Source organism: Bacillus sp. MM09(2025) (assembly GCF_050496725.1).
GTDB lineage: Bacteria > Bacillota > Bacilli > Bacillales > Bacillaceae > Bacillus > Bacillus pumilus.
The window spans coordinates 593,733-615,375 of record NZ_JBNWEN010000001.1 but is presented as its reverse complement, the minus strand read 5'-3'; the positions used below and the strand labels follow the sequence as shown (position 1 = coordinate 615,375).

The window sequence follows — 21,643 nt, the reverse complement described above, 5'->3', positions numbered from 1 at the left end:
GCGATGTTTGAACAAGTATTGGTCGCCAATCGAGGCGAAATTGCCCGTAGAATTATTCGGACATGTAAACGACTCGGAATAAAAACTGTTGCTGTTTATTCAGAGGCTGATCAGCATGCACTTCATGTGCAAGAAGCAGACAGCGCCTATTATATCGGTGGCGCTAGAGTATCTGAAAGCTACTTAAACATGGAAGCAATCATCAGTATTGCCAAACAAACAAATACAGATGCCATCCACCCAGGTTATGGTCTTTTATCAGAGAATGCAGCATTTGCTAAGCGCTGCCAAAGCGAGGGCATTGTCTTTATTGGACCATCTGCACAAGTGATTCAGCAGATGGGGAATAAAATTGAAGCGAGAAAAACGATGGAACAAGCGGGCATTCCAATCGTTCCAGGTGTTTCAGCCCCACTTCATGATGCAGACGAAGGGGTTAGTAGAGCACAGTCACTCGGCTATCCCGTTATGCTAAAGGCATCGAGCGGCGGCGGCGGGATTGGTATGCAGCTCGTCCGCAACGATGAAGAACTGTATAGAGCATTTGAAGGAAATCAAAAAAGGGCACAAAGCTTCTTTCATGACGGTACTTTATACATGGAAAAGGTGATTGAACACGCACGGCACATAGAAATTCAAGTACTTTTTGATTCGTTCGGCCACGGCGTTCACTTATTTGAAAGAGATTGTTCACTCCAAAGAAGACATCAGAAAATTATTGAAGAAGCACCTGCCGTCTGTCTTGATGACACCGTGAGACAGCAAATGGGGCAAATGGCCATCAAAGCTGCCAAAGCGATTGGGTATGAAAATGCGGGCACAATTGAATGTTTAGTCGATCAAAACCAGCAATTTTATTTCTTAGAAATGAACACGAGATTGCAAGTAGAGCACCCTGTCACAGAAGAAATTACAGGTATTGATCTTGTCGAGGAGCAGCTGAAAGTTGCAGCATTAGAGCCCCTGTCCTTCAGCCAGGAGGACATTCATCAAATCGGGCATGCCATTGAAGTCAGAATATACGCTGAAGACCCTGTGACATTTTATCCGTCACCAGGTACGATCACTCGACTTTCTACACCTGACGCCCCATATATCCGGCATGAGTCAAGCGTAACGAGCGGCAGTGTCATTACCCCATTTTACGATCCGATGATTGCGAAAATGATTGTGTATGGTGATGCACGGAACCTTGCAATAGAACGATTAAAAACGGCATTACACGCATATGAAATAGAAGGGATCAAAACCAATCTGCCGCTCTTAAAAGAAATGGCCGGATCTACTGCCTTTTTACAGGGGAGCATTACAACCGATTATCTGATGAAAAAAAGGGAGGAAAACCGTTCATGAAAACCGTCACGATACAAATGGCCGGAAACTTATGGAAGCTTCTTGTAAAACAGGGCGATGAAGTGCAAAAAGGACAGGAAGTCGCCATCTTAGAATCAATGAAAATGGAGATTCCCATTGTCGCAGAAGAAAGAGGTGTAATCAGTAAAGTGTATAAAGCGGAAGGTGAATTTGTTGACGAGGGTGAGGTGCTCTTGGAGCTGACAGAATAGGGGGGAAGCAGCATGGCATTACCAAAAAACGTGCTCATTAGAGAGGTCGGCCCGCGCGATGGCCTGCAAAATGAATCTGTTTGGCTGGACACAATGGAGAAGCGAACATGGATCCATTTACTCGAAGAAGCCCGTCTTCCCTATATTGAGGTCACCTCATTTGTCCATCCGAAATGGGTACCATCCTTAAAAGATGCCAAAGAATTAGCTCAATCATTAAACAAAAAAGATGATATCACCTATGCCGCACTCATCCCAAATGAAAAAGGATTAGCTCATTTTTTTGAAGCAAACCTTGAGGTAGGGGCTATGTTTATCTCAGCGAGTGAGACACACAACAAAAAGAATATGAATCGATCTATACAAGAAACACTGCCTGTGATGAAACAAATGACAGCCGATTTAAAAGCAGAAGGACGGCAAACTCGGGCATATATTTCTACCGTGTTTGGCTGTCCTTATGAAAAACAAGTGCCGATGGACCAAGTACTGCGATTAACGGAACACTTGCTGTCCTACGGCATTGATGAAATATCACTCGGAGATACCATTGGAGAAGCCCATCCGCTACAAGTAGAAAGACGATTAGACCTTTTACTTGAACGCTTTCCTGCTGATAAAATCGCTCTTCATTTTCATGATACGAAAGGAATGGGCCTTGCCAATATTTATACGGCATTAAAAGCAGGCATCACCATTTTTGATGCCTCTAGCGGGGGGCTTGGGGGCTGTCCTTATGCACCTGGCTCTAGCGGAAACGTCGCGACAGAAGACGTGGTGCACATGCTTCACAAACTTGGGATCGATACAAATGTCGACCTCCCTCGCTTGATCAAAGCGGCTGAATGGATTGAAGCAAAAGTGGATCGAACCCTGCCAAGTCACTGTTTACGCGCTTTTCAGTCTCACACTACTTGATAAAGGGTGAATCACATGACATCATTGGTCGATTTTTCAATACAAGATGATCACATTGGCATCATGACCTTAAACAGACCAGCACAAGCCAATGCTCTATCAGCTGCTATGCTAGAGGAAATCAATCAAACGATTCAAGAAATCAAACATGATGAAAATATCCGCTGTTTGCTCATTACAGGAGCTGGCGCTAAAGCTTTTTGCGCAGGAGCAGACTTAAAAGAACGGCGATTGATGACAGAACAAGAAGCCAAAGCAGCCGTCTTCATCATTCAGCAAACCTTTACAGACATTGAATCCTTGCCTGTCCCTGTCATTGCCGCTATGAACGGACACGCACTTGGCGGAGGTCTTGAGCTCGCGCTCGCCTGTGATCTCCGCATCGCAAGAGCGGGTGCAGCACTCGGCCTGCCGGAAACAGGACTAGCTATCCTTCCAGGAGCAGGGGGCACACAAAGACTCCCGCGCCTGATCGGACCCGGGAAAGCGAAAGAAATGATCTTTACAGGCAGCTCTTTACGAGCAGAAGAAGCCGTTCAAATTGGGCTGATTGAACGCATCTCTACAGCCGATTCACTGATGAATGATGCCATCTCACTCGCAAAACAAATCACCAAGAATGGACCGATTGCTTTAAAAGAAGCAAAACAAGCCATTCAATCCAGCCTTGATCACAATTTGCAAACTGGTCTGATGAAAGAATACGAAGCCTATATGCGGCTTATTCATACAGAAGATCGACTGGAAGGTCTCAAGGCTTTTCAAGACAAACGAACGCCTCATTACAGAGGGAAGTAGCAAGAAAGGGGAATGGTTATGATCGAGGAATATGAATTAAAGAAACATCGAATTGAAAAGGGCGGGGCAGAACGCTATCATCAAAAAAACAAAGAAAAAGGAAAATTATTTGTCCGTGATCGGCTTCATTTGCTCTTAGATGAGGATTCTTTCATTGAAGATGCCATGTTTGCAGAATGCAAAGATGAACACTTACCAGCAGATGGTGTCGTCACAGGAACCGGGCGTATGAATGGCATGACTGTTTGCGTCATGGCAAATGACTCTACGGTTAAAGCAGGATCGTGGGGCGTCAAAACAGTAGAAAAAATCATTCGAATTCAAGAAACGGCCGAGAAGCTCAATTGTCCTATGCTGTATCTAGTCGATTCTGCGGGTGCAAGAATCACCGATCAGATTGCAATGTTCCCAGGCAGAAGAGGAGCAGGGCGCATTTTTTATAACCAAGTCAAGCTGTCTGGACGTATCCCGCAAATATGTTTACTCTTCGGTCCATCTGCAGCCGGCGGTGCGTATATCCCTGCTTTTTGTGACATTGTCGTCATGGTCGAAGGAAATGCATCCATGTATCTAGGTTCACCACGAATGGCTGAAATGGTGATCGGTGAAAAAGTATCACTTGAGGAAATGGGCGGTGCGAAAATGCATTGCAGCACGTCTGGATGCGGAGATATATTAGCCAAAACAGAGGAAGAGGCTATTCAAATTGCACGTGATTATTTAACCTATATGCCTGCCAACTATACAGAAAAACCAAAAACGACAGCAGCAAAAGCACCTAAACCATCTGAAACCACCATCCAAGACTTAATCCCAAAAGGCCAGAATACCCCATTTGATATGTATCAACTCATTGATTTACTCATTGATGAAGGGTCATTTTTTGAAATCAAAAAGCTGTTTGCCGCAGAGTTAATTACCGGCTTTGGCAGAATGAACGGGCAGCCTGTCGGTCTGATTGCCAATCAGCCAAGGGTAAAAGGCGGCGTCTTATTCCACGACTCAGCTGATAAAGCCGCCAAGTTTATTCAGTTATGTGATGCCTTTCATATCCCGCTGCTCTTTCTTGCGGACATACCGGGGTTTATGATTGGGACAAAAGTAGAACAAGCCGGCATTATTCGTCATGGAGCGAAAATGATCTCAGCTATGTCAGAAGCGACCGTTCCGAAAATATCCGTCATCGTCCGTAAAGCATACGGGGCAGGACTATATGCAATGGCAGGCCCAGCATTTGAGCCGGACTGCTGCCTTGCTCTTCCATCGGCGCAAATAGCTGTGATGGGTCCAGAAGCCGCTGTAAATGCCGTCTACGCAAATAAAATTGCAGAACTCCCACCCGAAGAGAGAGCGGCATTTATACAAGAGAAACGGAAGGAATACCAAGAAGATATGAATATCTATGAGCTTGCCTCTGAAATGATTGTCGATGGCGTCATCCCGTTTGACCGTCTAAGAACGGAACTTTGTCATCGATTACTAGCTTATACATCGAAAGAAATGATATTTACTAAACGAAAACATCCGGTCTATCCGGTCTAAAGGGGGCGTCTTTATGATCAACCTGAAACCAGAATGGATACCGGAAGAAAAGCAGATTCAAAAAACACGTTTGCATCAGTGGATGAAATCTCTTGGTTTTTCTACGTACCACTCATTCTATCAAGCCAGTATTGATCGCACTGACTGGTTTTGGAGAGAAGCCGAAAAGGCGGTCGGCATTCAATGGAAAAAGCCATATGAAGCAGCATTAGGTCAGCACTCATTCATGTGGCCGAAATGGTATCAGGGCGGCACATTAAACATCACCGAAACGGCCGTGGACAAATGGGCAGAAAAAGAAGAGACGAAGCATCGACCCGCCATCATTTGGAGCAATGAAGCCGGTGAAGAAAAGAAATGGTCATTTCTTGAACTTCAAGAGAAAGTGTGCCGTCTTGCAGCTGGCTTTTTGAAAGAAGGGCTTCGAAAAGGGGATGTAGCGATCGTATATATGCCGATGCTTCCAGAAACGGTCGCTGTCATGCTTGCCTTTGCAAAGATTGGTGTCATTTTTAGCCCAGTCTTCTCAGGCTATGGAAGTGAGCCTCTTGCTGTACGCATTCGCGCGTCAGGCGCATCCATTGTCGTCACAGGGAACGAAATGATGCGCCGAGGGAAGACGATCAACATGCGAGAATGTGTCGCTGATGCCATCAACAAAACAACAACAGTACAAAAAGTGATTGTGCACACTTCCGCTAATACCGGATATCAAGACGATGTCCGGTTGAATGAGTTGTTAAAAGAACAGCCGATAGCCGGCACGACCTATGTGAATAATGAAGACCCGCTTATGATCTTGTATACATCAGGCACAACTGGTACGCCAAAGGGAGCCGTTCATACACACGCGGGCTTTCCGATAAAAGCGGCTTTTGATGCGGGTCTATGTATGGATGTTGCAAAAGGAGACCGGCTTTTTTGGCTGACTGATATGGGCTGGATGATGGGGCCATTCCTCGTCTTTGGCGGCTTAATCAATGGAGCTGCCATCGTTTTATATGACGGCGCTCCCGATTATCCAGATGAACAGCAGCTCTGGTCGTTTATTCATCAGCAGAAAGTCACTCATTTTGGACTTTCACCCACATTTATTCGTTCTGCGATGCAGCAAACGATTGATGGGGTCGAACTGCCGCATGTCAAAGCCATTATTTCTACTGGAGAGCCGTGGAATGAAACGCCGTGGCAATGGTTATTTAACACCATTGGTCAAAGGAACATTCCGATCTTAAATTATTCAGGAGGAACCGAGGTTTCTGGGGGTATTGTAGGCAGTACGCTGCTTCGACCAATCAAACCGATTCTCTTTAATGCAGCGATCTTAGGAATGGCGGCAGATGTATACAATGAAGCTGGGCAAAGCGTGATGAATGAAGTAGGAGAGCTTGTGGTGAAAAAGCCATGGGTCGGCATGACATGTGGTTTTTGGAACGAACCGGAGCGTTATGAAGACATGTATTTCAAACGATTTGAAGGCGTATGGACACACGGAGATTGGGTTATGCAAACAGAGGACGGTGAATTCCACATCACAGGCAGATCGGATGATGTCATTAATACAGCAGGTAAACGCATTGGTCCAGCTGAAATTGAATCCATCCTTGTTAGACATCCTGCCGTGCATGAGGCCGCTGTCATTGGGGTAAAGGATGAGGTGAAAGGGGAGGCGCTCGTATGTTTTATCGTGACCAGTCCGCATGCTTTTGAAGAAGCAGCCCTCATTCAAGAGCTTTCAGCACATGTTGGTTCACATGCCGGAAAAGCGCTCAAGCCAAAAGAAGTTCATCTCATTTCAGCTTTACCAAAAACAAGGAATGGAAAAATTGTTCGCCGTTTACTAAAAGCGGCGTATGAAGAGCAGACTTCACCCGACCTTTCTTCATTAGACAACCCAGATGTATATAAAAGCCTGACCGAATACTTGAATAAGAAACAGAAAAAGTAAAAAAGACAGGAAGGCTCCTGTCTTTTTTTATTGCACATGAAAATTCGTGCCATCTGTTGTTTCTTTGACAATACCTGCTCGAACGACAAAATCACCGAAATGTTCTTCGTCTTCTCGTTCTTTTGCATAGCGGGGAAGAAGAGAGCCAAGTTCGTTTAAAATGTCTTCCTCACCAACATTTTCACGGTATAGCTTACTTAATCTGCTGCCATCAAACGCAGCGCCAAGATACATGTTGTATTTGCCAGGTGATTTCCCGATAAAGCCAATTTCACCTAGCGCATGACGGGCACATCCATTTGGACAACCAGTCATACGAATCGTGATTTCTTTATCACTTAAGCCGTTTTCTTCGACGATCTCTTCAATTTTGTCAATCAAGCGTGGAAGGTAGCGCTCTGCTTCTGCCATCGCTAAACCGCATGTTGGCAAAGATACACAAGCCATTGAGCTGCGGCGCAGGGCGGAGTGCTGCTGGCCGTCTGATAAACCAAACTTCTGAATCAGCTGTTCGATTTGTTTCTTTTTATGAGTTGTCACATTCCCAATGATTAAATTCTGATTGGCGGTTAAACGGAAGTCACCCGTATGCACCTTGGCAATTTCACGGATGCCTGTCATCAGTGGATAATCATCATAATCTGTGATGCGTCCGCCTTCCACAAACATCGTATAATGCCATCTGCCATTAATGCCTTTTACCCAGCCATAACGGTCACCGTTATGATCAAAGTGATAATCCTTTGCCTCTAACAGAGTAAACCCAAGGCGGCGCTCAAGCTCTTCTTTTACATTTTCAAGACCAAGGCGGTCCACCGTATATTTAAAGCGGGCATTTTTTCGCACGGAACGGTTTCCGTAGTCACGCTGAATGGTAATCACTTGTTTCGCAATCTCTACAACCTGTTCCGGTGTACAAAAGCCAATCACTTTTGCAAGCTGAGGATAGGTCGCTGTATCACCATGAGTCATACCCATTCCGCCGCCAATTGCGACATTAAAGCCAATCAATTGCTCATTTTCGATGATGGCAATAAAGCCTAAATCCTGCGAAAAGACATCAATATCGTTAGCAGGAGGGACCGCCACACCAATTTTGAATTTCCTTGGCAAATAAAGCGGACCATACATCGGTTCAACTTCCGTATCTGGCGTTGCCGCAACCTTTTCCTCATCAAGCCAAATTTCGTGATAAGCTCTTGTTTGCGGGAGCAGGTCATCACTTAATTTTTTCGCCAGCTCGTATACATCATGGTGCACTTCTGATTGATAGGGGTTTGATGTACACATGACATTCCGGTTCACGTCGCCGCAAGCAGCAATTGTATCAAGCATAGTAGAATGAATGTCTTGAATGGTTTTTTTCATATTCCATTTTAAAATACCGTGAAGCTGAAAGGTTTCACGAGTAGTCAGCTTTAACGTACCGTTTCCGTATTTGTGAGCAAGCTCATCCATCACAAGCCACTGCTTAGATGTGGCGATTCCGCCAGGCAGGCGTACGCGCAGCATAAATTGATAGGCTGGCTCAAGTTTTTGTTTCTGCCGTTCATTTCTGAGGTCTCGATCATCTTGTAAATAACTGCCGTGATGTTTCATCAGACGGTTGTCATCATCAGGAATTCCCGCTGAAATCGGATCAAGCATTACTTCTTTTAACGTACCCCGTAAATAATCACTTTTTTCTTTGATTTCTTCTACGTCGCTCGGAGGTCCATCCGGCGCTGTTAATGCTGTCTTCACCATGTAAGTAAAAGCTCCTTTCTTTCAAGCATCAAGTCCATTAATATACGTCGCGCTGATAGCGTTTTTGCTGCTGCAAGTTAGCTAGATAGCTTTCTGCTTTCTCTTTGCTCATCGCACCTTCTTCTTGGATAATCGATAGAAGGGTATGATGAACATCATGCGCCATATGCTTTTCATCTCCGCAAACATATACATAGGCACCTTGCTCCAGCCATTCGAATAATTCTTTACTTTGCTTCTTCATTTGATGCTGAACATATACTTTTTCCTCTGAATCTCTTGAAAAAGCTACATCCATTTTCGTTAAGACGCTATCTTTTAGCCACTTTTGCCATTCGGTTTGATATAAGAAATCCGTCACAAAGTGCTGGTCACCGAAGAATAACCACGATTTTCCGCTTGCACCGATTTCTTCTCGTTCCTGCATAAACGAACGGAAAGGGGCGATACCTGTGCCTGGTCCCACCATAATGATCGGTGCATCAGGGTTTTCAGGAAGCTTAAAGTTTTGATTGTGCTGAATATAAACAGGCAGCGTATCACCTGGTTGTAAGCGCTCTGCACATAGAATGGAGCAGACACCTTGACGTTCTCTCCCGTGCGCATCATATCTCACAGCACCGATCGTCAAGTGAACTTCTTCTTCATTCGCTTTCAGGCTGCTTGCAATCGAATAAAGGCGAGCCGGAATTTTTCTTAAAATCGCAGTGAAGTCTGCGGCTGTTCCTTCAAAAGGAGCAAAATCGCGCGCAGCATCGACTAAATCTCTTCCTGCTATATACGCTTTTAATTTTTCTTCATTTCCTTCTTTTAAAAGGGCATGGAGGGCTTCATTTTTCGTCAAGTCCGCCAACTTTTGAAGAAGGGGTTTTGTTAAAACTGTAATCTCAAAATGTGAGGTAAGTGCTTCTTTTAAAGGAAGAGTCTCACCGTTTTTATGAACAGTTACGGCTTCTTCTGCATTCCATCCGCATGTCGTAATCAGTTCATCAACAAGCGCAGGATCATTTGTTGGATAAATTCCAAGGCTGTCACCCGGTTCATAAACAAGTCCTGACCCTTCAAGTGAAAGCTCCAAATGGCGGGTTTCTTTATTAGAGCCACGGCCATTTAGATTGATATTTTCAAGAACTTCCGCATAAAAAGGATTCGTTCTTGAGTATTCAGTAGCTGCTGTTAGGCTGTTTGCTCCTGCTGATTCTTGCGTGAAAGCTGCGGCTTCACCTTCGCTAAGTGACGATGTCACCCCTTGAAGCCATTCAGAAAACGGCTCATCATAATCAAGGTCACAATCCACTCGATCTGTCAGGCGCGTTCCGCCAAGTTCTTTGAAGCGCTCATCAAATTCTTTTCCAGTCTGACAGAAGAATTCATAGGAGCTGTCGCCAAGTGATAGAACAGAAAAGCTTAAATGATCGAGCTTTGGCGCACGTCTACCATGGACATATTCATGGAAAGAAAGGGCATTGTCAGGCGGATCTCCCTCGCCATGTGTGCTGACGATCATCAGTAAATTGTGTATTTTTTTCAGATTATTTGGTTTAAAATCTGACATAGAAGAGAGCGTCACTTGAAAGCCTTTCTCTTCAAGATGCTGTGCTGTCTTTTTCGCTAACCCTTCGGAATTGCCTGTTTGCGACCCGTAAAGCACGGTCACATCTTTACTGACAGGCTGCGCAGGTGCTGCGGCAGAAGGAGATAGGGCTTGAGTAGCTGTTTCTGATCCGGCTAGCGCAGCTTGTGCTGATAAATAACCGGTAAGCCAAATTTTTTGTTGATCTGTTAAAGTCGGAAGCAGCTGATTGAGTAGCTCTGCCTGCTGCTGACTAAAAGGACTGTTCAATACATGAAGTTGCAACGATATCCACCTCACAAGGAATATAAACATAGATTAATTCGATAGGAATTATATATATAGGTTCAATTTGAACTTTACCGAAAGTTTGCCATTAAGTAAAATATATAATATTGATTGTCATGATTAAGATTTCTAATGACAAAGCATATGCGAATAGGGGAGAAGACATAAAAAAAGGAAAACGGTCATCCGTTTTCCTTTTATCTATCTAAATTACGCCGTTGGAAGTCCCATCACAGCTTTCACTTCTAAATATTCCTCGATGCCGAAGTCTCCCCATTCTCTTCCGATACCTGATTGCTTAAAGCCGCCAAATGGGGCAAAATAATCTGTTTCGGCATTGTTAATGGTGATTTGACCAGCGCGAATATGCTCAGCGACATATTTTAATGTTTTTTCATCTTTTCCAACAACATACCCGGCAAGGCCATACACTGTATCATTGGCGATCTCAAGGGCATGATCAAGATTCTGATACGTAATGACACTCATGACCGGTCCAAAGATTTCTTCTTGTGCAATGGTCATGTCATTTTTCACATTGGTGAAAATGGTATGCTTGGCGAAATATCCTTTATCGATTCCGTCCGGCTTTCCAGCTCCCCCAGCAAGAAGGGTAGCACCTTCTTCGATTCCTTTTTCAATATAAGATTGCACGGTATCCCACTGCTTTTTAGATACAAGCGGGCCTGTAGCATGATCTTCTCTTGGATCACCAACTGTAAACTTCGGCAGGGCATTCAGCAGCGCTTTTTCAAACTTGTCTTTCATTGATTCTGGTACAAGCACACGCGTAGCTGCAGAACACACTTGCCCTGTATTCATCGCAATATGCTGAATGGCAGTTTCAGCAGCCACATCCACATCTGCATCATCTAAGACGATAAGAGGGGATTTCCCGCCAAGCTCAAGAGCGACTTTCTTCACATTGTCCGCTGCGTTTTCCATAATTTTAGAGCCAACAGCACCTGATCCAGTAAATGAAACAAAGTCAATATCAGGATGTGAGCTAATGCCGTCACCAATCACGTCACCCGTTCCGTTTACTAAGTTGAAAACTCCTTTCGGTACGCCTGCTTCATCAATAATTTCTGCAAGAATCATCGCAGCAAATGGTGTAATTTCCGCTGGCTTTAAGACAACTGGTGAGCCTGCCGCAATGGCACCTGCGATTTTAAGAGATGTTTGATTCGTTGGGAAGTTCCACGGTGTTATCAATCCGCTGACGCCAATTGCTTCTTTTATAATGGTATGTCCGCCGCGGTCCTCTGTAAATGTATAAGATTTAAGGGCTTCCGCTGCTTTAGAAAAATGTTCATAGCCCATTTTGTAATGAACTTCTTCGGATACTTTCAGCGGTGCACCGAGCTCTTGTGTCATCACTTCTACAAGTTCATCTTTGCGTTTTTCGTAGCCGCGCACAATGTTTTCCAGCATCCTTACTCGTTCATTTCGAGATGTTTTAGAGAAAGAAGGGAAGGCGGCACGAGCTGCTTTCACTGCCTTATCTAAATCTTCTTTTGTTCCTAAGCTAATGGTGCCAATGACTTCCTCTGTCGCAGGGTTGATGACCTCTGTCGTTTCGCTTCCTGTTGATGCAACCCATTCTCCGTTAATAAAATGTTTCTCTTGATTTCTCATTCTGACATGTCTCCTTTTTATATGTGATTCATTCAATATTCTGTTTTCAGCTGATATAAAACTGTACCCACTGTGAAAAATCTAAAACGAACAAACTGCAAAAGAAAAAGTTTCTGATATAATACGCAAAGTGGGACATATGTCCTTTTCAACCTGCGGGCATGTATCATTTAATGGAACTAGACTGAAAAAAGAAGGAGCTTTTGAACGAATGAAAGGTGTTATTTTCGCTTTATTAGGAGGCGCTTGTATTACACTACAAGGCGTAGCCAATGCAAGAATCAGCCAGGATATTGGTACATGGCAGGCAGCCACCATCACTCAGCTGACCGGCTTTATCATCTCGCTCGTCATTTTACTCGTCGTACGAGACGGGCACTTCAGGGAATATCAAAAGGTGCAGCCACTTTATTTAATAGGAGGCGCATTTGCAGCGATTATTATTTTTAATGAAGTCACCGCGATTCAAATCATCGGTGTGACACTCACTATCGCAGCGTTACTCATTGCACAGCTTGCTTTTACCTTTGCAATCGATGCAAAAGGATGGTTTGGTGTTCAGAAAAAGAAAATGAAATGGCCTCATTACGCAGGAATTTTATTGATGGTCACAGGGGTGATCATTTTAAAACTATAAAGGAGGGCGTCAGATGGAGGAGCTTCATGATGAATCTCTTTTTACCTCATATATGAAGGCACATCAATTAGAAAGTGTCTTTCATCAAAAGCTCATATCACACGTAAGTTTGTGGCGCTATGAGCAAGGGGAGCTCGTTTGTTCAAAAGGGGATAAGAGGGAGTACCTGTACTTGTTAGTGAAAGGAAAATTAAAGATTTTCACGACCACAAAGGAAGGGAAAACCTTTATTCTTAGCTTTAAACATCCCCTTGAAGCGATTGGAGATATCGAATACGTTCAGCAGACGGATATGGTCAATACAGTCGAAGCGGTCACAGAAGTACATATGTTAAGGGTTTCTCATCAAGCGCTCATGCGCCATGCGAAGGATGACCCGCGCATGTTAACCTTTCTGCTAAAAGGGATCACAAACAAATTTTATACAAAATCAAACGATTTGAGTTTCCACCTGTTATATCCTGTAGAGGTCAGGCTTGCAAGCTACTTATTGTCTGTTGTCACAGATGATGACAGCGCAAGCGCCCTTCGTCTCACTGATGCGGCAAGCTTAATCGGTACAAGCTACCGTCACATTAACCGAGTCATTCAGCAATTCTGTGAAAAAGGACTGATAGAAAGACAGAGAGGAAAAATTACGATTTGTGACCGGAAAGGGCTCCTAGAAATAGCAGAGCACAACATTTATGAATAGAGGAAATGAAGGGATTTATATATGATCATAGGAATAGTATTAGCCATCACGGCTGGCGCACTCGTCAGCTTACAAACCATTTTTAACAGTAAGGTCAATGAGCAGACAGGCTCTTGGTCAACTACCACCCTCGTTCTTGGAATGGGCTTTATTGCTTCACTCCTGATGGGGCTCTTACTAGAGGGAACTGGCATGTTTCGATTAAGACATATGGAAGCGTGGTACTGGATCAGTGGGGCCATTGGGGTAGGAGTGGTCATTTGTCTTGTTCAAAGTATCAAACGGCTTGGACCGACTTATGGCATCTCGATTGTCCTCACGTCACAGCTTGGCTGCGCGCTTTTGTTTGATTCGCTTGGCTGGCTTGGCTTAGAAAAAGTAGAATTCTCTTTGACAAAACTTTTAGGTGTTATTGTGATTGTGGCAGGGATCTTGGTGTTTAAATTGACCAAATTGGAGTCTGCAGAAAAAGATCAATCGCAAGAAAAAGGGCTGCCACAAGAGTAGCTGCCCTACTTTATATCAATCGCCGCCATAAAACTGTTATCGCGGATAATCCATTTAAAAGGAGCCTTTTCATCAAAGGCTTTTTTTTCTGTCCATAAGCGCTCGTCTGGTAGACAGTTCGATCTTTAGCAACGAGATAACTGTAGGCGATTTTTCGTTCAATTGCTTGCGTAAGTGATAACGCAAACGGGGCACTGTCAATAACCAAAATGGACTCTGTATTTAAAAAACTAGACCTCGCATCTAAGTTATATGTCCCGATAATACTCAAGTAATCATCAATCACCATTGATTTCGCATGAATCGAATATGGACCTTCGTATTCATACAAATGAACGCCTGTTTTCATCAATTCCTTTTTTGTACTTAAATACCCAGCAAAGGCTAATGGATTTGGCGTCGCCGTAAGAGAATTCGTCACCACTGTCGTCTGAATCTCACTAGGTAAGGGGGTGAGTCCGGATTTCATTGGGCGTGTTGGAATGATATAAGGCGTCTGTATGAGCACAGAACGCTTTGCCCGGTGCGCAAGATCGTTCAGTTTTTTCAGCACAAGTGGTCGCTTATTAAAGCGTTCCACAGGATTTGTGAAAAAGGCAATCTGTTTCACAGAAGTGGTATCTGCTGCCCAATCAAATGAGGACATCACAAAAGGTTCTTTCGTGCGCACTGCTTCATGATAGGATCTGAGCAGCTGTTTTCTTAGCTTTAACCCTTTTTTCGCTTTTGCCTTGGAAAACACATCTTTTGTTCTTTTCGTAAAATCATGATTCCATAAATAAACGAAATATTGTTCCATTTCATCTAACACTTTTCCCTTTTTCGCGTTATAGAGCAGTACATCACGGTCAAAAGCAAAGTCTTTCGGCGGCTGATCTGCAAAGTATTTATCACCGATATTTCTCCCGCCCATCACAGCCACTCGGCCATCTGCTAGGATCAGCTTATCGTGTAGCCGATTATGCCACGTCCATGGCTTGAACAAACGAAAGGGTTCATAAAAACGAATCGACATGTTCGGGTGATTTGCTACCGCATAGCGCAAATGCTTCAGCGGCCCGCGCAAACTGTGACAGATACCATCTAACAACAGCTGCACTTTCACACCTCGATCAGCTGCTTCAATTAAAGCACCTAGTACCCATTCTGCTGTTTTTCCCTTTTGAATGGAGTAGTAACTGAGGCGGATCATCTTCTTTGCCTCACGAATCATTTGGATCCTCACCTGACCAGATTCAAAGCCGTCGTCAAGAAGCATGACTTGATTTGTCCCCTGATCGTCTCCTGAGATAGAAGAGGCTTTATAAATGCAATGTTCTTTGCATGTTTTTCGAACAGGTAAATAAAACAAAACAAATGCGGTCAAAAATACATAGACGACATAAATAAGGATGAGATAAAACAAAAGATGAAGCATTATGATCAGCTCCTTTCACACAGACACAACTTTTCCTTAGTGTATGTCAAAAATGAAATTTCACTCATTTTGGCTTTCGACAAAATATATGACAAAAGAATCAGCTTGTTTTTATTGGGCATTTAATTATAGTATGAAATGAGTAAGGGGGAATCAAAATGAATGAACCACTATTTAACATTCCAACCGAAGTGTATCAAATGTTAAGTGAAACAGAACGTTATTTACTCAACTATATTCACCAACATTTAGAGGATATCTCCACCTTATCCATCGTCACATTAAGTGAAAGAGCCAATGTGTCGACAGCCACAATTGTCAGGCTGATGAAAAAAATTGGCTACAACGGCTATACATCCTTTAAATATCGATTGAAACAAGAAAAGAAAATGACCGATGCAAGTGATCAGCTCAAAAACATTGATGAAGACATCAAACTAGCGATTCGGAAAAATGAAGAAGAGGTTTTAAAGACGATCCAGCTGCAAAGTATTGGGCAAATTGAAGATGCCGTTCAAAAAATACATAATGCGGACAAAATTTATATTTTCGGCAGAGGCTTCTCAGAGATGATTGCCAAAGAAATGACCATCAAATTACAGCTCATCGGAAAAACATGTGAAGTACATGACGACCCGAATATCATTCGGCTGAAGTCACGGGATATCGGTAAAAACGAACTTGCAATCTTTGTTTCATTGAATGGCGAAACAGCAGAGCTCGTTGAAGCGTGTCAAAATCTTAGCATGAAGCAAGTCACGACGATTACCGTCACAACGAGAATAGATTCTACATTAAGTAAAATATCAGATATGACTCTAGTCGGATATAAAGGCGAACAATCCTTCTTCCCAGATTATGAGGTCAGATCGCGCTTGTCTCTTCATGTCATCGCCCGCATTTTACTAGATGCCTATGTGATTCGAATGAAATAATCAATAAAGAAGCCTTCGAGACTTTGATCTAGAAGGCTTTTTATCATGAAAACCTTTACACAATCTGAAAACATTTTCACTCCTGCGTATGAGATACTTTCTTTAGAGAAAAGAAAGAAGGTGAAACCAATTGATTTATACCTGCACCTTAAATCCTGCTATTGACCTATATATTGCATTAAAAGAAATGAAGGCAAATGCAGTCAACCGCACGGAAGATGAAGATTATCAGCCGAATGGCAAGGGAGTCAATGTCTCCATTATGTTAAAGAAATATGGATTCACCAGCACTGCATTAGGATTTATTGCTGGGTTTTCAGGCTCTTATATTGAACAATCCTTAAAGGACCTTTCCATTCAAACCGATTTTATCTCAGTTGAAGGAATTACACGCATTAATGTTTTTATTAATACGACTGAAGAATACAAGCTCGTGAACCAGGGACCTGCGATTGAAGAAAAAGCGCTTCACGCCTTTCGTGAAAAAATAGCGGCCATCCCGCAGGGGGACATCCTGATCATGTCAGGCAGCCTGCCAAAGGGCGTACCAGCCAGCATTTTTTCAGAAGTAGCAGCTATTTGTCATCAGCACAACGTCAAGTTTATTTTAGACACAAGCTCCGCAGCAGTTCTTGAGACACTTCAATACAAGCCGTATTTATTAAAACCGAATGAAGAAGAAATCGCTGCTTTTTTCGGCAAAACACATCCTATGTCAGAAAAAGAACTCATTCAATCAGGAGAAAAGCTCATTGAGATGGGTGCAGAGCAAGTGCTTATTTCCCGCGGGGGAGAAGGGGCTTTGTTCATTACAAAAGACGCCGTTTTAAAAGGAAACGCACCGACAGGTACTGTGGTAAACACAGCTTGCTCTGGAGATGCGATGCTCGCAGCCTTTCTTAGTAAACAGCTTGAAGGTCATTCACCTGAAGAATGCTTACGTTACGGCATTGCAACAGGCGCATCTACTGCATTTTCTAAAGGCTTAAGTGATTTACATGACATTCATTCATTAATTGATCAAGTACACATTGACAAGATATAAGGGGGAATACACATGAGCCGTAAAAAAATTGTCGCTGCAACTGGCTGTCCAACTGGCATTGCACATACATTTATGGCAGCTGAAGCATTAAAAATAGCTGCTGAGCAACTAGGGGTCGATATCAAAGTTGAAACGCACGGTCAAGTAGGAATTGAAAACGCTTTAACCGATCAAGACATTTTGGAGGCCGATGGGGTCATTGTCGCAGCTGACAAAGATGTGAATACAGATCGTTTTCACGGCAAACCACTGATTGAAGTGCCTGTAGCGAAGGGTATCCGCACGCCAAATGAACTGATTCAAGGCATTATGAATGGAGAAGCACCCGTTCATCAAGTGAAAGGAAGAACTTCTGGAACAGAAAAAACATCTGCTCCTTCACCAGCTCAACAAAAGTCGGCGAATAAGTGGATACACACCATCTACAAACATTTAATGAACGGTGTATCACACATGCTTCCATTTGTTGTTGGAGGCGGGGTCTTAATTGCTTTATCTTTTCTATTCGGTATTTACTCAGCTGATCCTCAGCATGAAACATATCATCCGTTTGCTGCCTACTTGAAAAACATTGGCGGACTAGGCTTTAGCTTAATGGTGCCTATTTTAGCAGCATTTATCGCTGATTCAATCGCGAAACGCCCAGGGATGGTTGTCGGATTTATCGGCGGCCTGCTTGCAAACGATGGAGGCGCCGGATTCTTAGGTGGTATTATCGCAGGTTTTGCAGCAGGGTATATCATCGTACTCCTTCAATTCCTGCTTCAAAAATTACCTGCATCACTTGACGGATTAAAATCAATCTTCATCTATCCTGTCATCGGTATATTCTTAATTGGGGCTGTGATGACACCACTATTAGTTCCAATCACAGGTCTAAATAATTCATTAATGGATTTTCTCTCAGCTGTTCAATCCACGAATCCGCTGCTCTTAGGTTTAATTGTTGGAGCGATGTGTGGATTTGATATGGGAGGACCTTTTAACAAAGCAGCCTATGTCACAGGAACGGCTTTACTTGCAGAAGGTAACCTTTACTTCATGGCAGGTGTGTCAGCAGCATGTATCACACCACCGCTTATCATTGCGATTGCCACAACGATTTTCCGAAAACATTTCACACCGCAGGAACGAAATGCAGGGGCCATCAACTATATTCTAGGAGCGACACATATAACAGAAGGGGCCATCCCATTTGCGGCTAAAAACCCGATCGTTGTCCTGCCAATTATCATGTTTGGCTCCGCCATCTCTGCTATATTGACGTATCTCTTTGGCGTACAGGTTCCAGCTCCGCATGGCGGATTCCTTGTCCTTCCAGTCGTCACAGGCGCATTCCAGTGGGTACTATCCATACTGATCGGATCACTTGTAGGTGCCATTCTATACGGACTGTATCGTAAAAAAATAGACAAACCCGCAGTTTAATAGGGAGGAAGAGAAATAATGGAACATATTTATATGAATCTTCATGAAACCGCGTCGTCACAGGCTGGCGTTTTCGCAGCCATTGCTGATATTGCCTACAAAGCAGGTATTTGTACATCACCAGAGGATGTGAAAAAAGGCTTAGCTGAAAGAGAAGCACTGAGCACAACTGGATTTCAAGATGGATTTGCCATTCCGCATACACAAACAGACGCCATCACAAAACCAGCACTCGTGATCGTCCGCACAGAAACAGGCATTGAATGGGACGCTTTTGATGGGAAACCTTGCTTTTTCTTCTTATCCTTACTAATCCCCAAAAGTGAAGCAGGGACCACTCATCTAAAGGCACTTTCTGCCCTTTCACGAGGATTAATGGATGAAGCGAAACGACAAAAGCTGCTGGAAACAAGAACAAATGAAGACATGCTGACTGTATTAGAAACAGATATTTTAACGAGAGAGGATGTTTGATCATGCCTTTACTATCCACAACACCAATGCTTGAGACTGCGAAAAAAGATAAATACGGAATCGTTGCATTCAATGTACATTCCTTTGACAGTATTTATTGGGTGCTCGAAACGGCGGCAGAATTAAAATCACCTGTCATTTTGCAAACAACGGTTGGAACCGTTCAATCTCTTGGAGCAAAAGCGATTGCAGATACAGTCAAAGCGGCGGCTGATCAATATCAAATCCCGATCGGTCTGCACCTCGATCACTGTACGGACTTTGATGTGATTCTCACCTGTATTCGAGCGGGATATACATCCGTCATGATCGATGCATCGATGCATTCATATGAAGAAAATGTTCGCCGCACAAAAGAAGTGGTGGACCTCGCATTAAAAGTAGGGGTGAACGTTGAAGCTGAACTAGGCAAGGTGGGCGGCGTAGAGGATGATATCGTTGTCGATGAAAAGGATGCTGAAAAAGCCATTCCATCAGAATGCCGTCAATTTGTAGAAGAAACTGGGGTACCAACTTTAGCACCTGCAATTGGTACTGCACACGGCATTTATAAAGGGGTACCGGATATTGACTTTGACCGCATTGAACAAATTGCATCGCTGGTCGATGTTCCCCTTGTGCTGCACGGAGGTTCCGCTGTTCCGGATGAAGACGTCAGACGATGTGTGGCACTTGGTATGGCAAAGGTCAATGTCTCAACTGAATTAAAAAATGCGTACTCTGAAGCCATTCGTGATCATTTCTCAAACGAACCGGAAAGCTTAGATCCACGGATGTATTTACAAAAAGCGAAACAAGCAGCAAAAGATATGGTCACATCGAAAATACGTATCGTTGGCAGTGAGGGCAAAGCCCATCCTCTATATCAGTGAAACAAAAAAGCAGAGCCGCTTAAGCTCTGCTTTTTCACATTATTCGTTTTCTTTCATTTCATTTGATGTGCGTACACGTGCATTTCCCATGAACAGGACCGTAATCGCTGCAAGAGCAATAGGAAACAACGCAATCAAAAATACGTACGTAATACTTTGTGACATCGCATCAATGACTTTATTTAAAATATCAGGCGGAATTTGTGAGCGGGCACCTTCTTGAAAAATGGCTTGTGGATCGCCTATTTGAGAAGAGGCTCCTTTCATTCCGCTAAAGGCTTCTGCTAAGCGATTCGATAGGACATTGGTTTGAATCGTCCCAAAAATCGTGACACCAAGTGTCATCCCAAGTGATCTCATAAATGAATTGGTCGAGTTTGCACTGCCTCGATAACGAGGGGCTAGATCATTCATTGAAGCTGACGGCAGAAGGGAGAAGCTGAAGCCGACACCAAAGCCTGATATCATCATAAAGATTGTGAGCCAAATTCTAGCTGTATCTGGTGACATATTGGCAAGAAGCAGCATCCCCGCGAAAAATGAAATAACAGAGATCGTCATAAGACGTCTGAAAGGCACTTTCGTCTGCATCGTTCCGCCAATCATACTGCCAATGACAGACCCTATCATCATCGGTGTTAAAATGAACCCTGCACTTGTCGCTGATTCACCGTACACCGCCTGAACGAAAATAGGAATGAAGACAGCAAGAATAATAAATGTTCCGCCATATAAAAACGCCAAAATTTGAGATGTCGCAAATAAACGATTTTTAAACATCCAAAATGAAATAATCGGTTCCTCCGCTTTTCGCTCAACAATAAAGAAGATGGTACCAAACACAAGAAACACGGCAAAAAGGGTGAGGATTTGCACTGAATCCCACGCATAAGATTTACCGCCAAGCTCAAGTGCGAACATCAAGCTCACAACCGCCACGACAAGTGTGATAGCACCTGACCAGTCAATTTTTTGCTTGCGATGTTCTAGCGATTCCCGGTAGTATCTGGCAATCAAGAACACACTAACAATACCAATTGGCACGTTAATATAGAAAACCCAGTGCCAGCCGATTGAATCTGTGATAATAGCTCCTAAGAGTGGTCCTAGTACACTCGATAAACCAAACACTGCACCAAACATACCGGACATTTTTCCGCGCTTTTCAGGCGGGAAGATGTCAAAGATGATTGTAAACGCGATTGGAAGAAGGGCACCGCCTCCAAGCCCTTGAATGGCTCGGTAAATAATGAGCTGATCCATCGTTTGTGCGATACCGCACAGCGCTGATCCAATTAAAAAGAAAATAAGTCCAAACAGAAAAAAACGCTTTCGACCATACATATCAGAAAGCTTTCCGTAAATCGGCATTCCAGCCATTACTGCCACCATGTAAGAAGCCGTCACCCAAGCAAATTTATCAAAACTGCCCAAATCTGCTACGATGCTTCCCATTGCTGTTGCAACAATGGTATTGTCCATCGCCGCCATAAAAATTCCTAACAGCAAACCGATGACAACAAAGCGAGTGGATGCCTTGCCTTTATCCACATGATTCATTTCATTTACCTCCTGCTTACGTTCTCTCCTTATTTTTGCTATGATCAACTTAAATATA

At 43.5% G+C, this 21,643-nt stretch carries 19 protein-coding genes; 14 read left to right on the top strand and 5 right to left on the bottom strand.

Annotated features, from left to right (window positions below; translation table 11 throughout):
- Positions 1-3 precede the first annotated feature (3 nt).
- Genes ACQYAC_RS03175 through ACQYAC_RS03150 form a run of 6 tightly spaced genes read left to right on the top strand, consistent with a single transcriptional unit; the run spans position 4 to position 6,771 of the window.
- A complete protein-coding gene (locus ACQYAC_RS03175) occupies positions 4-1,353 on the top strand; it encodes an acetyl-CoA carboxylase biotin carboxylase subunit (RefSeq protein WP_429942699.1) in 1,350 nt (449 codons plus the stop codon).
- On the top strand, positions 1,350-1,565 hold the full coding sequence (locus ACQYAC_RS03170) for an acetyl-CoA carboxylase biotin carboxyl carrier protein subunit (RefSeq protein ID WP_058015595.1): 216 nt from the start codon (positions 1,350-1,352) through the stop codon (positions 1,563-1,565). The genes ACQYAC_RS03175 and ACQYAC_RS03170 overlap by 4 nt, the downstream gene beginning before the upstream one ends.
- Positions 1,566-1,577: 12 nt before the next feature.
- Positions 1,578-2,483, top strand: coding sequence for a hydroxymethylglutaryl-CoA lyase (locus tag ACQYAC_RS03165; RefSeq protein ID WP_061408091.1), 906 nt, complete (start codon positions 1,578-1,580; stop codon positions 2,481-2,483).
- A 15-nt stretch (positions 2,484-2,498) separates the two neighbouring features.
- On the top strand, positions 2,499-3,281 hold the full coding sequence (locus ACQYAC_RS03160; protein WP_429942698.1) for an enoyl-CoA hydratase: 783 nt from the start codon (positions 2,499-2,501) through the stop codon (positions 3,279-3,281).
- An 18-nt stretch (positions 3,282-3,299) separates the two neighbouring features.
- Positions 3,300-4,823, top strand: coding sequence for an acyl-CoA carboxylase subunit beta (locus ACQYAC_RS03155; RefSeq protein WP_410583314.1), 1,524 nt, complete (start codon positions 3,300-3,302; stop codon positions 4,821-4,823).
- A 13-nt stretch (positions 4,824-4,836) separates the two neighbouring features.
- Positions 4,837-6,771 (top strand): AMP-binding protein, encoded by a 1,935-nt coding sequence (locus tag ACQYAC_RS03150; protein WP_429942697.1) that lies wholly within the window; start codon positions 4,837-4,839, stop codon positions 6,769-6,771.
- Positions 6,772-6,798: 27 nt separating this feature from the next.
- Here ACQYAC_RS03150 and cysI read toward each other — a convergent pair whose 3' ends face one another.
- From cysI to ACQYAC_RS03135, 3 genes are all read right to left on the bottom strand, one after another.
- The gene (gene cysI / locus ACQYAC_RS03145; RefSeq protein WP_339165774.1) at positions 6,799-8,517 is read right to left on the bottom strand and encodes an assimilatory sulfite reductase (NADPH) hemoprotein subunit; all 1,719 of its coding nucleotides are present in this window, start codon (positions 8,515-8,517) and stop codon (positions 6,799-6,801) included.
- A gap of 37 nt (positions 8,518-8,554) precedes the next feature.
- Positions 8,555-10,375, bottom strand: coding sequence for an assimilatory sulfite reductase (NADPH) flavoprotein subunit (locus tag ACQYAC_RS03140; protein WP_429942696.1), 1,821 nt, complete (start codon positions 10,373-10,375; stop codon positions 8,555-8,557).
- Positions 10,376-10,588: 213 nt separating this feature from the next.
- A complete protein-coding gene (locus ACQYAC_RS03135) occupies positions 10,589-12,016 on the bottom strand; it encodes an aldehyde dehydrogenase family protein (protein ID WP_429942695.1) in 1,428 nt (475 codons plus the stop codon).
- 211 nt (positions 12,017-12,227) lie between these two features.
- Here ACQYAC_RS03135 and ACQYAC_RS03130 point away from each other — a divergent pair, with 211 nt between their 5' ends.
- Genes ACQYAC_RS03130 through ACQYAC_RS03120 form a run of 3 tightly spaced genes read left to right on the top strand, consistent with a single transcriptional unit; the run spans position 12,228 to position 13,854 of the window.
- Positions 12,228-12,653: a DMT family transporter gene (locus tag ACQYAC_RS03130; protein WP_410583322.1), complete on the top strand. Its 426-nt coding sequence runs from the start codon at positions 12,228-12,230 to the stop codon at positions 12,651-12,653.
- A 13-nt stretch (positions 12,654-12,666) separates the two neighbouring features.
- Positions 12,667-13,347 (top strand): Crp/Fnr family transcriptional regulator, encoded by a 681-nt coding sequence (locus ACQYAC_RS03125; RefSeq protein WP_058015603.1) that lies wholly within the window; start codon positions 12,667-12,669, stop codon positions 13,345-13,347.
- 21 nt (positions 13,348-13,368) lie between these two features.
- Positions 13,369-13,854, top strand: a complete 486-nt coding sequence (locus tag ACQYAC_RS03120; protein ID WP_061408069.1) for a DMT family transporter — start codon at positions 13,369-13,371, stop codon at positions 13,852-13,854.
- A 10-nt stretch (positions 13,855-13,864) separates the two neighbouring features.
- Here the strand turns inward: ACQYAC_RS03120 and ACQYAC_RS03115 are convergent, their stop codons facing one another.
- Positions 13,865-15,271, bottom strand: a complete 1,407-nt coding sequence (locus ACQYAC_RS03115; RefSeq protein WP_429942694.1) for a phospholipase D-like domain-containing protein — start codon at positions 15,269-15,271, stop codon at positions 13,865-13,867.
- A gap of 158 nt (positions 15,272-15,429) precedes the next feature.
- Between ACQYAC_RS03115 and ACQYAC_RS03110 the strand changes: the two genes are divergently transcribed.
- The 5 genes from ACQYAC_RS03110 (at position 15,430) to ACQYAC_RS03090 (ending at position 20,025) form a co-directional block, all read left to right on the top strand.
- A complete protein-coding gene (locus ACQYAC_RS03110) occupies positions 15,430-16,206 on the top strand; it encodes a MurR/RpiR family transcriptional regulator (protein ID WP_429942693.1) in 777 nt (258 codons plus the stop codon).
- A 130-nt stretch (positions 16,207-16,336) separates the two neighbouring features.
- Positions 16,337-17,251: a 1-phosphofructokinase gene (gene pfkB, locus ACQYAC_RS03105; RefSeq protein ID WP_050944847.1), complete on the top strand. Its 915-nt coding sequence runs from the start codon at positions 16,337-16,339 to the stop codon at positions 17,249-17,251.
- A gap of 12 nt (positions 17,252-17,263) precedes the next feature.
- The gene (locus tag ACQYAC_RS03100) at positions 17,264-18,679 is read left to right on the top strand and encodes a PTS fructose transporter subunit IIC (RefSeq protein ID WP_058015608.1); all 1,416 of its coding nucleotides are present in this window, start codon (positions 17,264-17,266) and stop codon (positions 18,677-18,679) included.
- A gap of 15 nt (positions 18,680-18,694) precedes the next feature.
- Positions 18,695-19,153, top strand: a complete 459-nt coding sequence (locus tag ACQYAC_RS03095; protein ID WP_012010167.1) for a PTS sugar transporter subunit IIA — start codon at positions 18,695-18,697, stop codon at positions 19,151-19,153.
- 2 nt (positions 19,154-19,155) lie between these two features.
- Positions 19,156-20,025: a class II fructose-bisphosphate aldolase gene (locus tag ACQYAC_RS03090; RefSeq protein WP_429942692.1), complete on the top strand. Its 870-nt coding sequence runs from the start codon at positions 19,156-19,158 to the stop codon at positions 20,023-20,025.
- 39 nt (positions 20,026-20,064) lie between these two features.
- Here ACQYAC_RS03090 and ACQYAC_RS03085 read toward each other — a convergent pair whose 3' ends face one another.
- Positions 20,065-21,585: an MDR family MFS transporter gene (locus ACQYAC_RS03085; RefSeq protein WP_429942691.1), complete on the bottom strand. Its 1,521-nt coding sequence runs from the start codon at positions 21,583-21,585 to the stop codon at positions 20,065-20,067.
- Between the last annotated feature and the right edge of the window lie 58 nt (positions 21,586-21,643).

Excerpts from the sequence above, each read along its gene's own strand:
- ACQYAC_RS03125 (WP_058015603.1), top strand. The coding sequence starts at position 12,667 with ATGGAGGAGCTTCATGATGAATCTCTTTTTACCTCATATATGAAGGCA.
- ACQYAC_RS03160 (WP_429942698.1), top strand. The coding sequence starts at position 2,499 with ATGACATCATTGGTCGATTTTTCAATACAAGATGATCACATTGGCATC.
- ACQYAC_RS03110 (WP_429942693.1), top strand. The coding sequence starts at position 15,430 with ATGAATGAACCACTATTTAACATTCCAACCGAAGTGTATCAAATGTTA.
- ACQYAC_RS03090 (WP_429942692.1), top strand. The coding sequence starts at position 19,156 with ATGCCTTTACTATCCACAACACCAATGCTTGAGACTGCGAAAAAAGAT.
- ACQYAC_RS03165 (WP_061408091.1), top strand. The coding sequence starts at position 1,578 with ATGGCATTACCAAAAAACGTGCTCATTAGAGAGGTCGGCCCGCGCGAT.
- ACQYAC_RS03120 (WP_061408069.1), top strand. The coding sequence starts at position 13,369 with ATGATCATAGGAATAGTATTAGCCATCACGGCTGGCGCACTCGTCAGC.
- ACQYAC_RS03155 (WP_410583314.1), top strand. The coding sequence starts at position 3,300 with ATGATCGAGGAATATGAATTAAAGAAACATCGAATTGAAAAGGGCGGG.
- ACQYAC_RS03130 (WP_410583322.1), top strand. The coding sequence starts at position 12,228 with ATGAAAGGTGTTATTTTCGCTTTATTAGGAGGCGCTTGTATTACACTA.
- ACQYAC_RS03100 (WP_058015608.1), top strand. The coding sequence starts at position 17,264 with ATGAGCCGTAAAAAAATTGTCGCTGCAACTGGCTGTCCAACTGGCATT.
- ACQYAC_RS03170 (WP_058015595.1), top strand. The coding sequence starts at position 1,350 with ATGAAAACCGTCACGATACAAATGGCCGGAAACTTATGGAAGCTTCTT.
- ACQYAC_RS03135 (WP_429942695.1), bottom strand. The coding sequence starts at position 12,016 with ATGAGAAATCAAGAGAAACATTTTATTAACGGAGAATGGGTTGCATCA.
- ACQYAC_RS03085 (WP_429942691.1), bottom strand. The coding sequence starts at position 21,585 with ATGAATCATGTGGATAAAGGCAAGGCATCCACTCGCTTTGTTGTCATC.
- ACQYAC_RS03175 (WP_429942699.1), top strand. The coding sequence starts at position 4 with ATGTTTGAACAAGTATTGGTCGCCAATCGAGGCGAAATTGCCCGTAGA.
- ACQYAC_RS03150 (WP_429942697.1), top strand. The coding sequence starts at position 4,837 with ATGATCAACCTGAAACCAGAATGGATACCGGAAGAAAAGCAGATTCAA.
- ACQYAC_RS03115 (WP_429942694.1), bottom strand. The coding sequence starts at position 15,271 with ATGCTTCATCTTTTGTTTTATCTCATCCTTATTTATGTCGTCTATGTA.
- cysI (WP_339165774.1), bottom strand. The coding sequence starts at position 8,517 with ATGGTGAAGACAGCATTAACAGCGCCGGATGGACCTCCGAGCGACGTA.